Source organism: Pseudomonas antarctica, from assembly GCF_900624995.1.
Classification (GTDB): Bacteria; Pseudomonadota; Gammaproteobacteria; order Pseudomonadales; family Pseudomonadaceae; genus Aquipseudomonas; species Aquipseudomonas antarctica.
In genome coordinates this window covers 1-13,387 of the sequence record NZ_UYXQ01000004.1, presented here as the reverse complement: position 1 = coordinate 13,387, position 13,387 = coordinate 1, and the positions used below count along the sequence as shown (strand labels likewise).

Genomic DNA, 13,387 nt, shown 5'->3' with positions numbered 1-13,387 from the left:
TTTAGAAATGTATGCGGCGGTGGAAGACGGCTTACCCGCGCCCACCGCCGCACTGTCACTTAGTTAACGCGCTGATCAATCCCGGCCTGCAACACCTGGCTATCACTGTGCCCGCCGACCCTTAACGGCCCGAGGTTGAAGGCTTGATCCTTACGCGTGGCGTCGTCCTGTTTCTGGGTTAATTCATCCTTGGCACCCAACACCAGATTGACCGGTGATTTCGACAGGTTCAGCCCCACATCCGCTCGGTAGTCGCTGCCGGCCAACGTCGTTGCCGTCACCTTGGAACCACCGAGGTCGACCTTGCCCTGGTCCGCGCCGATCCGCGCGCCAGTCAGTTGGGTTTCGCCACTCACCTGCAGGTTGACGCCCTGCGTACCGCGAATGCCCGACGCTTGAGTGACGCTGTCTTTCACACCATGGCTGACGTCCAGGTTCAACGTTGGGGTGTAGGACGTGTTGCCGCTCTTGTCGCCGAACAGCACGCCTTCAGCGGTATTGGCCACCGAGCTGCCGGTGGTGTTCTTGCCGCTGACGGCGTAGCTGTCAGTGGTTTTTGGCCAGACCTTTTCCTTGAGGTCGGACAGGCGAGTGCCCACGGCATCCTTCTTGTCCGCCAGGTACGCCTTGGCTTTGTCCACGCTTTTACCGAAGGCGCCACGGGGCTCGGGGTTCACGTCGTAGCTACCGCTGCGGGTGAGTTTTTCGCCCAGGCGTTCCTTGGCGTTGCCAACGCTGTTGACCACGCTGTCCTTGGCGGAGGCCAGGTGCTCGGTGCCCTTGTCGACGGCGTTCTCGAGCTTGTCGCGATGCTTGTCGAACGCACTCTCGGCCTTGGCTTGCACCTTGTCCTTGAGCGGGCCGCTGGCCTTGGCCAGTTTGTTGACCACGCCGGGCTGGTTTTTCTCGACATCAAGCTTGGCGTCGACGTTGACTTGGGTGCTGCTGACGCGATCTTTGCGGCTCTCGACGACGAGGTCGCCGCCGACCTTGCCACTGACCTGCTCCGCGTCAATCCGCGCGCCGGCCAGATGGGTATCACCGGCACTGTTGATGGCCACGTTGTGTGCCTTGATCAGGCTGTCGTGCTGGGTGGTGCCCTGCAGGTGATCCACCTCGACCTTGGCCCGCGCATTGATGCCGTGCTGGGTCTTGGGGGTGTCGTGTTCACCGGCGTCGGCCAGGGTGGTTTTGCCGCCGCTGCCGCCTGCGCCCAGGGTCACGCCCCAACTGTTATGCGCCTGGGTCGATTGCGCCGACTCTTGCAGGATGCCGCCGTTTTGCGCCTCCAGATTGACGCTGTCCGCCACCACCTGAGTGCCTTGCAGGTGGATGGCATCCGCCGCGTTGGCGCCGCTGATGAGGCTCACCTTGCCGTTGCTGTGCAACTGCCCGACGCTAACGCCTTGGTCGTTTTCGGCGACTTTGCCGATGTTCAAGTTGGCGCTCAGGCTGGCGGTGGTGCCGCTGCTTTCGGCGCTGCTGGTCTTGCCGGCACCGACCGTCAGGCCGCCGCCCAGGTTGCTGCCGTTGCTCACGTGCGTAGCGGTGGCCGCTTGCAGGTTGAGCTTGCCGCCCGCGTTGAGGCTGATGTCACCGGTCTTCGCGGTGCTGCTGCCGACCTGAGTGCCTTGCAGGGTCATGTCGCCACCGCTGCTGAGCTGGATCGAGCCGTTGCCTTGAAGCGTCGCGACACGTGCCTGGCTGTCCTCGGTGTTCAGGCGCTTGTCGTCCAGTTGCACACCGGCACCGAGGTTGACGTTCGTACCGTTGCTGCCCGGCGCCGTGCCCACGGTCAATGAACCGCTGCCGCGCAGGCTATTGTTAGTGTTGCTCTGGGTATCGTTGGCCTGGTTCAGGGCCAATTCGCCACCGGCTTTGAGGTTGACGCCCGCCTGGCCGCCGTTGAACTGGCTGCCTTCATAATGCGCGTCGCCTTGGGTCTGGATGTTCACTCCCTGGGCGCCGGTGTAGCTGCCGACCACCGCCGTGCTGCTGGCCTCGCGCACATCGCTGCTGCCGCCTGCGCCGCTGCCGCGTACGTTCAAGTCTTCACCGGTGGTGGTGTAGACGCGCACGCCTGCCTTGGCGTCAACGCCTTGCTCGCTGCTGCTGTGGGTGTTGGCGGCGGCGGTGGCGAGGTGCTCGCCGGCATTGATCTTCAGTCCGCCCTCACTGGCGCGGTATTGAGTGCCCTCATCTTTTACGGTGTTGGCGACATTGACCTGCACCGTGCCACCCCTGAACTGGCTGACCACGGCGGTACTGTCCTGCTGTGTGCGGGTCTTGTTGGTATGGCCGATTTCCACATCGAGCCCGACATTCGGTTGCTCGAACGCGTCCAGCAGGCCGGGCTGATGGAATTTGGCCTGCGCCACGCCTTCGACGGCTTTTTCGATCGGGCGGGTGAGGCCTTTGTATTCGACATTGGCACCGATATCGGCGGTCCAGCCGTTCTCTTTGTGGGTGCTGGTCTCGGTGTTATGGGCTGCCTGGTTATCGACCTGGGCCGCGTTGACCTGCAACTCAGAACCGGCCTTCACCTGCGCGCCTTGGCTGGTGAGGGTGTTGCCGGCGTTGATGGTCAGCGTGCCGGCCGACGCCACGCTGCTGGTTTGCGCCGTGGTTTTGTGGCGGGTGTCATTGCTGCTCTGATGGCTGAACTGCGCACCATTACCGGCGCGGTCCAGGCCGCCGGTGTAGTACACGCCGCCAGCGGTGGTGCTCTTGTCGGTTTGGTTGCGGGTGCTGTCATCGGTCGCCAACAGCTCGACGTTTTTACCGCTCACGGTCGCATCGCCTTGGGTCGCCTTGAGCTCGGAACCCTTGATGCTCACGTCGCCAGCGGCCGTGACGGCCAGGCTGCCGCCGCTGAGGCTGGACGCTTGCTGCTGGGTGGTGTCGGTCTTGCTGGTGTGCTGCTGGTCTGCATAGTTGACGCCCGCGCGGTACTGACGGCTGCCGTCGGCGGTTTCCTTGGCGTAGCCATCGAAACCCCGCGTGTGAGTGCTGGTGGTGGTGTGGGAAGTGTTTTCAGCCGACGCGACCTTGATGTCACCCTTGGCATCTGCGTGCAGTTCGCCTGCCGCAGAGACCTTGGAGCCGCTGACGCTGATGTCCTTGGCGCTTTGCAGTTTGAGGTTGCTGTCCGAGCGCAGGTTGCTGGCGACGACGGTGCTGTCCTTGAGGTTCTTGCGGCTTTCATCCTTGGAGATACCAAAGAACTTGCTGTCGTTGCTGTAGCTATTGTCGTGGGAGGTGTCTTGTACGCCGTCGATCACCAGCGAACCTTTGTCGCTGATGACGCTGGCCTGTTGGCCACCACGCGCCTGGCTGCCGCTGATGCGCACGTCGTGCGCCTTGACGATCAGCTTGCCGTCGGCGTTGACCTTGCTGCCGGTGTTCAGGGTCTTGCCCTTATCGCCGTCGCCGTTCTTGCCGAAGAAACTGCCACCCGTCAGGTCACCGGAGTAAGCGTTGTCACGGCTGCTCTGGGTACGGCTGGCGCTGGTGATATCGACTTGCCGAGCGGCCAATTGAATATCGCCTGCCGATTTCAGCTCGGCGCCCTGCACCTGCAGTTTTTGCTGGCTGGTCAGCGCCAGGGTCTTGCCGGCCTTGAGGCTGCTGGTGACGCTGCGCTGTTCGCTGCTGGACTTGTCCCAGTTGGCTTTCCACAGGTGTTTGCGATGGTTGCCTTGGTCGCGGGTTTCATGGGTTTCGGTGGCGGCACTCAGTTGCAGGTCGGCGCCGCTGTTGACGCGCAAGGTTTCGCCCGCTTCGACCTGGCTGGCCTTGATCTCGGTCTTGGCGCCGGACGATAACGCGGCATTGTGTTGCGCGACGACGTTGTTGCCGTGCTGGCGCGAGTCCTTGTCGGTGGTGGTGCGGTCATAGGTTTCGTAGGTGAACAGGAAGTTGCTGTTGTTCCACTGTTCACGCTTTTCCTGGAGCTTGCGGCTTTCCAAGCTGCTGAGGGTGAGGTTGCGGCCGGTGTCGAGCTTGACGTTGCGCCCGCCGACGTCGGTGGCGGCGAGGCTCAAGTCTTTGGCGCTGTGCAAGTCGACATCGCCCTGGCGGCTCTGCACACCGGCGCGGGTAGCGTCGAGGCTGTTGGCGTGGACCTGGCCGCTGATATCGAGGTCGCCAGCGGAGCTGACCTTCACCCCATCGCGGCCTTCTACTTGCACCGCACCCACGCGTACACCGGCCCCTTCGGCGGTGCTGATGATGTTGATACGGCCGGCCTGCATCGCGCCGAACAGGCGGGCGTCGATACGCTGGTCGTGGGTTTTGCTCGCCGGGTCAACCTGGCGCACCTGGCCGCTGGCGTAGTCGACCTGGTTGCGGCCGACCGTGAGGTTCAATTGGTCACGCGCACTGAGGCGACCATCGCTGTCGATGCGCGGTGCGATCAGGTTGATCGAACCCGCGCCGTTTTGCAGGCCCTGGCCCAGCACCGTCAGTTGGCCGCTGGCATCGCGCGTGTTCAAACCTTGCAGTTTGCCGTCGTTGAGCTCCGGGCGGCCCACCACCAAGTTGGCATTCGGGGTGTTGATAAAACTGCCGCCGTTGACGGAAATACCGTTAGGGTTAGCCAGCACATAGTCGGCAGCCCGACCGAAAATCTCTTGGGCGCCGTTGATGGCCGAGGCGTTGCGGCTCACCACTTCGTTGAGGATCACACTCGCCGCCTGGCCCTGGAACTGCGGGTTGGCCGCCAGTTGCCCGGCGAGTTGCGATTGGCCGGCCTGCAAGGCGTTGTTCAACACCACGCCCTGGCGGTCGACGTTGTAGTCCAGGAACTGGTTATGCGACAGGCCGCCGGCATTCGGCGCGACGATGTTGACGATCGGCACGCCGCCCTGGTTTTGCAACTGCGGGGTGCCGCCAGGCCCTTCGACGACGGTCAAACCACCGGCCAGCACCAGCTGCGGCAGCAGGAACAGGCTGGCGATGGCCCAGCGCAGTTTGCCCTGGGGTGAAAGGTGAAACGTATGGATCTTAGTCGGCATAAATAAATTCGCTCTGTGTTGGCTGATCCGCGACGTGCGTTGTTCGTTGCAACGCTGCTGAGGTGGTCAGGTATTGCGGTTAACTCAGGCTAAACAGGTGTTTGCTCATATCTGTAGGCTCAAGCGCGTCAGCCAGACCTCCGGCTCCTGGCCAAACCCGGTGGGAGTGTTGAGGTTGCGTTGGTAATCGAGGTCGAGCTGCACATTTTTCCAGCTCAGGTTGAGCCCGGCACTGGCACCGCTCAGGCGCTGGCTCTGGGCGCCGTGTTCGCGCTTGACCCAGCCGTTGTCCAGGCCCACCCGCGGCGTGATTTTTACCGGCAGGTCGCTGTTGAGCGGCAGGCGCAAGGTGTTGCGCCATACCGCACCGATGGCGCCGGACGCGCTGTTTTCGCGATAGCCGCGCACCGCCGAGTCGTCGGTGCCCAGCAGTTGTTCGATAGCAGGCAGCGCGTCCGGGCTGTATTGCGCCGACAGCTGGCTCTGCCACTGCCACGGCTGCCCCCGCCATTGGCCGTTGCGCCATTGGGTGAGGTTGGCGCGGTACTTGTGAAATTGCGCCTGAGGCAGGTTTTTCTGCGTTTGGTCAGCATCTCGGTCGGCGCCGAACCACGTCAGGCCTTGGGCATAATTGACGTCGAAATTCCACACCGCAGTGTTGAGCCAGAACAGGTTCACGCCGGCCTCGGCCACCGTCAGCGTCGGGCTCTGGATGCCTAAGCGAACCTTTTGCAGGTAGCTGTCGACGTCCTTGTAGGCCAGTTGCAGGTTGGCGCTGAGTTGATGGCCTTGGTCGCGCCACAGCACCCGGTCGGTGCGCAGGCTGACTTGATCGGTGCGGCCGCTGTTATAAAACGTGGCGCGGCTGAGCTTGAACGGCGAGCGGTATTCGGCATGGCTGGCGAACAGGCTGTAGGTCCAGTACCCGTAAGGGATGGAATAAAACAGGCTGTTGCTGCGGCTGTAGCGCGGCCCGTGGTTGAGCGTGTCGCTGAAGCTCAGGTTAAGCGAGTCATTGAGTTGCAGCGGGCTGTCCAGGCTCAAGCTGATCGCATTGCGATCACGCCCGGTGCCGGCGCTGCCGAGGTTATCCACCCCCAGCCCCAGCGCCCAGCGCGAGGCGGTACTGCGTGAGCGCAGGATGATGCGCGAGGCGCCAGGTTCGCTGCCGGGTGCAATGTCGGCCGTGAGGTCAACCGAGCGCAGGCGATTGAGCTGGTCCAGGCCTTGTTCCAGATCGCGCAGGTTCAGCGGCTGGCCGAGCATCCCGGGAAACGCCCCGCCCAACGACACCGGCAGGCTCTGGTCGGCCAGTTCGATGGCTTCCAGGTAGCCTTCTTCGACATGAATATCCAGCGGTTGCCCGGCAGCGGGCGTACTGATCAGGTACGGGCGGCTGGCGATATAGCCAGCCTCGACATACAGCCGGGTGATCTCGGCCAGCAAGCGGTTGATCTGGGTAACGCCCATGCAGGGCGCAATGTAGGGTTCGATGCGTTTGTTTAACTCAGCCTTGTTGAACAGCGTTACACCGGCCAGGCGCGTGCCGCTCAGCGGCCAGCAGCGTTCATCCTTGGCGATGCCTGCAGGCAGGGTCGGGGTGGCCGGTTGCGTACCGAAACTGCCTCGTTGCATCTGCCGCTGGCGCTGCTCCAGTTGTAATTGCTGCAGGTCGCGCTGCTGTTGCTGCTGCAGGCGCAGGGCTTCCTGGCCTGGCTGCGGCCCCTCGGCGGCCGCCGGCAACGCGCACAGGCAGAGCAGGGCGACGCCCAGTTTTCGCAAACACCACCGATGTTGGGTTGAGGGCTGATTTGGCACTCGACATCCTTAACGTAGAAATTCACACGACCCACGAGCTCACTGCCAAACCGTGAGTTCAGGGCTTGCCGCACTTGAGTCATCTTTAAACGGTTTGTTACATGGGCTGTAGGATTTATTACATAAAACGTGATGAATGCCGCGTTATTCAGTAAGAAATCGCACAAACATGGTGCGCGCCTAACCGGTAGGCATCTTAAGAACCTTGGTTTAAAGGGTTTTAGCAGGCGGGGACACAGCGATGGAGGGTTTTGATTGTTGCAGCGGATTTGTTTAATCGGTCTGTTTACTCAAGGCTGGCACCGATCTTGGCGAAAGATCGAGGCCTGACCGCTGAGCCTTTTGTCTTCAGGTTCAAGCGGCTGTTGACGACTTTGTGCAGTCGCACGGCCAACGCCTCGGTGGAGCAGGATTTTTGCAGCAGCACAAAACGCTGGGCTTGTTGTTAAGCGATACCTGCGTATTCGTCGTTGTAACCGGTGGTGAGCACCACCGGCAGCCACGGGTAGAGCACTTGCAGGGTGTGTTCCATGACCCGTTGCCCGAGGGATTCGTTGAGCGTGCGTAATGACTCTTCGGCCTCACGCAGGGCCGTGTGGCCAGCTCGTTGGGCTCAAGGCCCATCCCCACAGACGCACCCGTGAACGCCATATTAGGCTTTTGAATCCATTCGATATTCTGTAGCCTTGCGCAGCTTCACCGTGCTTGATGAACACAATCACTTCGTCCGGCGGCGCCCGAAGGGCTCCAGAGCCGGTGGTACACTCGACTTTCGCGCAACTGCGCCTGCAGGTCTTGCGAACATGACGCAAATTTCCGAACGCCTTCTGGTTCAAGCCCATCTCGACGCCAAGCAGCCCAAGGCTCTGAGCGCCGAAGAAGAGGCGCGCCTGCGTGCCGCCATCGCCGCCGAGCTCAAGGCTCAAGACGCGGTGTTGGTCGCCCACTTCTACTGCGACCCGGTGATTCAGGCCCTGGCTGAAGAAACCGGCGGCTGTGTCTCCGACTCCCTGGAAATGGCGCGCTTTGGCGCAGCCCACCCGGCCAAGACCGTACTGGTCGCCGGTGTGCGATTCATGGGCGAGACCGCCAAAATCCTCACCCCCGAAAAACGCATCCTCATGCCCACCCTGGAAGCCACCTGCTCCCTGGATCTTGGCTGCCCGGTGGATGAGTTTTCGGCGTTCTGCGATCAGCATCCCGAGCGCACGGTGGTGGTGTATGCCAACACCTCGGCGGCAGTTAAAGCCCGGGCGGATTGGGTCGTCACATCAAGCTGCGCGCTGGAAATCGTCGAAAGCCTGATGGATAACGGCGAGACGATTATCTGGGGCCCGGACAAGCACCTGGGCACTTACATTCAACGCCAGACCGGCGCCGACATGCTGCTGTGGGACGGTGCGTGCATCGTCCACGAGGAGTTCAAGTCCAAGCAACTGGAGGACATGAAGGCGCTGTACCCGGATGCAGCGATCCTGGTACACCCGGAGTCGCCGACGGCGGTGATTGAGTTGGCGGACGCGGTGGGTTCCACCAGCCAACTGATCGCGGCGGCCCAGCGTTTGCCGAACAAGACGTTCATCGTGGCGACCGACCGCGGCATCTTCTACAAGATGCAGCAGCTGTGCCCGGACAAAGTCTTCGTTGAGGCACCGACTGCCGGCAACGGTGCGGCGTGCCGCAGTTGCGCGCACTGCCCGTGGATGGCGATGAATACGCTGGAGCGTACGCTGCAGTGCCTGCGTGAGGGCAGCAACGAGATCTTCGTTGAGCCTTCGGTGATTCCACAGGCGGTGCGGCCGCTCAAGCGCATGCTGGATTTCACTCAGGCTGCGCGCCTGAAACTGGCGGGCAATGCCTGACCCAAGCTGTAAAAACGGTCAAACTGTGGGAGCTGGCTTGCCCGCGATGGTTTAGGTAGATATGAGTACATATCCGTTGCTGCGGTAACGGCTTCGTAGGGTTCCGCTCTTACAGCGGCTCACTTTTGGAAAGACCCAAAAGTAAGCAAAAGGTCTTTGCCCCACCACTCGGCACCTCGCTCACGCTTCGGTGTTGCTCACTCCGGCTTGAATCCGTGGGCCGCCGCCATGGGCCATCCTTGGCCTATCGCGGCTAACCCGGCGTCCTGCCGGGTTACCCACGGATTCAAGCCTGGGTTCGGCCATCGTGGTTTAACGGGGCGCCTCAGATCAAGATCAAAAGCAAGAGCACGGCGGCCTAGTAGCCGACCTGAGTGGTAGAAGCAAAAGCAGGGCAGAAGCAAAAGCAGAGCAGAAGCAAAAGCAGGGCAGAAGCAGAGCAGAAGCCTATCTAGCTGATGTAATGAGATCCCAATGTGGGAGCGGGCTTGCTCGCGAATGCGGTGGGTCAGTCAGCTCATATGTAACTGACCCACCGCATTCGCGAGCAAGCCCGCTCCCACAGTTTTGACCGAGTTCGGCTGCCAGCCCCGCAGTGCTCTGCTTTTCTGTGGGAGCTGGCTTGTCGGATCGCCGCACCGCTGCGATGCAGACACCTTGGTCCATCAAGTACACCGAGTTGATGCCATCGCAGGCAAGCCCCCACATTTGATTTGGGTTGCCTTGAATTACTTCTTCTGCTTCGGGACCCGCACCAGCTGCGTATCCGAATAAATGTCATGCCAGCTGCGTTTCTGTTGATCAAACAACGACCAGATAAACCCCAACCCCACGCACAACCACGACGCAATCGCTACCACAAAGCGCAACAATGCCTGCCACAGGCTGATGCGCGAGCCGTCGGCGTTCTGTACGCGCACGCCCCACACCTGCATGCCCAGCGTCTGCCCGGAATGGGTCCAGAACTTCGCGAAAAAACCAAACAACACAAAAAACAAAATCGTCGACAGCAACGGGTCACCGTCCAGCGCGCCGGATTCGGTGAGCGTGCGCATCTTGGCTTCGCCGATAAACGCCATCCACACCAGCTTGTAGACAAACGCGGTGACGATCAGCAAGGCGGTGCACAACAGAAAGTCATAAAACATCGCTGCCAGACGACGGCCCAGGCCAACGGCGGGGAATTCGCCTTGGGGGCTCAGCAGGGGTTTGGACATGGCAGTCTCTCTAGAGGAAAAAGCCATTTTACGAGCAAACGCACATAAAAAAGCCCCTGATGTCACCCTCAGGGGCTTTTTGTCGCAGCAAGGATCAGCCTTCTGCTTGTACTTCGTCAGCCTGCATGCCTTTTTGGCCTTGCACGGCGATGAAAGTCACTTTTTGGCCTTCTTTCAGGCTCTTGAAGCCGTTGCCCTGAATAGCGCGGAAATGCACGAACAGATCCGGACCGCTTTCTGGTGTGATAAAACCAAACCCTTTCTCGTCGTTAAACCACTTGACGGTACCGCTCTGACGTTCAGACATTTTCTTATTTCCTTGACGCTAAAAATTAATGACAGCCCCTTTCACATGAAAGAGTACTGGGCTGGGTTGCAGGAAAGTAAGAGACGTCGAACGGGTTGTAGCGCAACTACCTCAGCTACTGCCCAGGTCCAGGTTCCAAGCGACCCATGCAAACACAGTGGGCAAACTCTACGCCAACTAATAGAGAAAAAACAAGCCCCGCCAAAAGCCTAGGTTTTGCTTGGCTTCATGACTGTTTGATCAACAATGTGGATGCTGTTTATTCGATAGAGTTGATCACTTGTTAACGGTTAGGTCCTATTGCATTGTCTATCGTCGATGCACTGTTTTATGGCGGTTGCGTTACAGTTTAGTGCGCGTTAACGCAACCGCGTTACTTATAGAAACAGCGAATCAACCACGGTAGTAACGTTGTGGTACGAATGGCATTTTACTTACACGTAATGGCACCTTTTTCCCACGTACCAACGCAGACACTTCGGTATCCAAGGCGATGAATGCGCTGTCCAAGTAACCCATGGCCAGCGGGCCGCCCAAGGTCGGGCCAAAACCACCGCTGCACACGCTGCCGATCACGGTGCCGTGTTCGTCGACGATTTCTGCACCTTCACGCACCGGGGTGCGCTCCTGTGGCAACAGGCCGACACGCTTGCGGCTTACACCGGCTTGTTGCTGGGTGAAGATCCGGTCGGCGCCTGGGAAGCCACCGGCACGTGCGCCGTCGGCACGCCGGGCCTTGGAGATCGCCCACAGCAGGCCGGCTTCAATCGGTGTGGTGTCGGTGTTCATGTCATGGCCGTACAGGCACAGGCCGGCTTCCAGGCGCAGCGAGTCACGCGCGCCCAGGCCGATCGCTTGTACTTCGGTCTCGGCCAGCAGGCTACGCGCCAGGCTCTCGGCGTTGGCGGCCGGCACCGAGATTTCAAAACCGTCTTCGCCGGTGTAGCCGGAGCGGCTGACGTAGCAGTCCACGCCCAGCAGGCGCAGGGTGGCGAACTGCATAAAGGTCATCTTGGTCACTTCCGGTGCCAGGCGCGCCAGTACCTTCACCGCCGCCGGGCCTTGCAGGGCCAGCAGGGCGCGTTCTTCGAACAGCGGTTCGATGCTGCACTGCTCGCCAATGTGTTTGCGCAGGTGCGCCAGGTCCTGGTCCTTGCAGGCGGCGTTGACCACCAGGAACAGTTCGTCGTTGCCCAGGTTGGCCACCATCAGGTCGTCAAGAATGCCGCCTTGGTCATTGGTGAACATCGCGTAGCGCTGCATGCCCACCGGTAGGTCGATGATGTCGACAGGCACCAGTGTTTCCAGGGCTTTGGCGGCATTCGCGCCGGTCAGGCGGATCTGGCCCATGTGCGACACGTCGAACAACCCGGCTTGATCACGGGTGTGCAGGTGTTCCTTCATCACCCCGAGCGGGTATTGCACCGGCATGTCGTAGCCGGCGAAGGGCACCATGCGTGCGCCCAATTCAAGGTGCAGCGCATGCAGAGGGGTTTTCAACAGGGTTTCGGTGGACATATTCAGCTCCTGAAAAACGTGCGGACGCGCGCGTAGGCGTCAGCACTCGATAATGTTGACCGCCAAACCGCCACGGGCGGTTTCCTTGTATTTGCTTTTCATGTCGGCGCCGGTCTGGCGCATGGTGCGGATGACCTTGTCGAGGGAGACAAAGTGCTGCCCATCGCCGCGCAAGGCCATGCGCACTGCATTGATCGCCTTGACCGAGCCCATCGCATTGCGCTCGATGCACGGCACTTGTACCAAGCCGCCAATCGGGTCGCAGGTCAGGCCGAGGTTGTGTTCCATGCCGATCTCGGCGGCGTTTTCCACCTGGGACACGCTGCCACCCAACACTTCACACAGTGCACCTGCGGCCATCGAACAGGCCACGCCGACCTCGCCCTGGCAGCCGACTTCGGCACCGGAGATCGAGGCGTTTTCCTTGTACAAAATGCCGATGGCGGCGGCGGTGAGTAGAAAACGTACCACGCCGTCTTCGTTCGCACCGGGGATAAAACGCATGTAGTAATGCAACACGGCCGGCACAATCCCGGCCGCACCGTTGGTGGGCGCTGTAACCACGCGCCCGCCGTTGGCGTTTTCTTCGTTGACCGCCAGCGCATACAGGTTGACCCAATCAAGCACCGACAGCGGGTCACGCAGCGCCGATTCCGGGTTCTTGCACAGCTGGCGATGCAGCGCAGCCGCACGGCGCTTGACCTTCAAGCCGCCGGGCAAAATCCCTTCGTTGCGACAGCCTGCGTCGACGCAATCCTGCATCACTTGCCAGATTTTCAATAGACCGGCGCGGGTTTCCGCTTCCGGGCGCCAGGCGCTTTCATTGGTCAGCATCACCTGGCTGATCGACAGCCCGTAGGTGGCGCAATGACCAAGCAAATCTTTGGCGTGCTTGAAAGCAAAGGTCAGCGGCGTGGTGTCTTCGACAATTCGGTCGGCGCCAGCGGCGTCTTCATCCACCACAAACCCGCCGCCAACCGAGTAGTACTCGCGGCTGCGAACCTGGATACCGGCGGCGTCGAAGGCACGAAAAATCATGCCGTTGGGATGGTAGGCGAGGGGTTTGCGAATCATCGCCAGGTGTTCTTTCTCGTTGAACGCAATGCTGTGTTCGCCGAGCAGGTTCAAGCGACCGTCGCCGCGCATTTGCGCCAGGCGTGCAGCCACGGTTTCAGTGTTCACGGTGTCCGGGTGTTCGCCTTCCAGGCCCAGCAACACGGCCTTGTCGCTGCCGTGGCCTTTGCCGGTGGCGCCCAGCGAACCATAGAGTTCCACCTTGATGCCGGTGGTGGCGCTGAGCAGGTTGTCGCGCTTGAGGCCCTCGACGAATCGGGCGGCGGCGCGCATCGGGCCGACGGTGTGAGAGCTGGAGGGGCCGATGCCAATCTTGAACAGGTCGAACACGCTAAGGGACATGGTTGTTCTCCGGTTTCTTATTATTTTTGAAGACTGGCTCGGTTCAAATGTGGGAGCGGGCTTGCTCGCGAATGCGTTGGTTCAGTCACCAGATGTATCAACTGGTACACCGCTTTCGCGAGCAAGCCCGCTTGTATGGTTAGACTTGTTGGGGTGGTGGGACTAAAAGCCAGCATCTGACTCTAGCCAGTACAGACCGTGGGAGACTTCGCCCCACCCCTTCACCAAAGCGCC

Annotated in this window: 8 protein-coding genes; 2 read left to right on the top strand and 6 right to left on the bottom strand. The window is 60.9% G+C overall.

Going from position 1 to position 13,387, the window contains the following annotated elements; genetic code table 11:
- Nucleotides 1-59: 59 nt before the first annotated feature.
- Entirely contained in the window at nt 60-5,015 is a 4,956-nt protein-coding gene (locus tag E0F99_RS04045) for a hemagglutinin repeat-containing protein (RefSeq protein ID WP_083357008.1), read from the bottom strand.
- Between the two features lie 105 nt (nt 5,016-5,120).
- Nucleotides 5,121-6,797, bottom strand: a complete 1,677-nt coding sequence (locus E0F99_RS04040) for a ShlB/FhaC/HecB family hemolysin secretion/activation protein (protein WP_083357009.1) — start codon at nt 6,795-6,797, stop codon at nt 5,121-5,123.
- 451 nt (nt 6,798-7,248) lie between these two features.
- On the opposite strand from E0F99_RS04040, the gene E0F99_RS29960 reads away from it, so the two are divergent.
- Complete coding sequence (locus E0F99_RS29960; protein ID WP_156795333.1) at nt 7,249-7,401, top strand: hypothetical protein; 153 nt, start codon at nt 7,249-7,251, stop codon at nt 7,399-7,401.
- Nucleotides 7,402-7,636: 235 nt separating this feature from the next.
- The gene (gene nadA / locus E0F99_RS04030) at nt 7,637-8,695 is read left to right on the top strand and encodes a quinolinate synthase NadA (protein ID WP_083357010.1); all 1,059 of its coding nucleotides are present in this window, start codon (nt 7,637-7,639) and stop codon (nt 8,693-8,695) included.
- A 728-nt stretch (nt 8,696-9,423) separates the two neighbouring features.
- On the opposite strand, the gene E0F99_RS04025 is transcribed toward nadA, so the two are convergent.
- The 4 genes from E0F99_RS04025 to E0F99_RS04010 all read right to left on the bottom strand — a co-directional run bounded on the left by E0F99_RS04025 (nt 9,424) and on the right by E0F99_RS04010 (nt 13,153).
- Nucleotides 9,424-9,912, bottom strand: a complete 489-nt coding sequence (locus tag E0F99_RS04025) for an RDD family protein (RefSeq protein WP_083357011.1) — start codon at nt 9,910-9,912, stop codon at nt 9,424-9,426.
- A gap of 94 nt (nt 9,913-10,006) precedes the next feature.
- Nucleotides 10,007-10,219 (bottom strand): cold-shock protein, encoded by a 213-nt coding sequence (locus E0F99_RS04020; RefSeq protein WP_083357012.1) that lies wholly within the window; start codon nt 10,217-10,219, stop codon nt 10,007-10,009.
- Between the two features lie 393 nt (nt 10,220-10,612).
- A complete protein-coding gene (gene gcvT, locus E0F99_RS04015; protein ID WP_083357013.1) occupies nt 10,613-11,737 on the bottom strand; it encodes a glycine cleavage system aminomethyltransferase GcvT in 1,125 nt (374 codons plus the stop codon).
- A gap of 39 nt (nt 11,738-11,776) precedes the next feature.
- The gene (locus tag E0F99_RS04010) at nt 11,777-13,153 is read right to left on the bottom strand and encodes an L-serine ammonia-lyase (protein ID WP_083357014.1); all 1,377 of its coding nucleotides are present in this window, start codon (nt 13,151-13,153) and stop codon (nt 11,777-11,779) included.
- Nucleotides 13,154-13,387 lie beyond the last annotated feature (234 nt).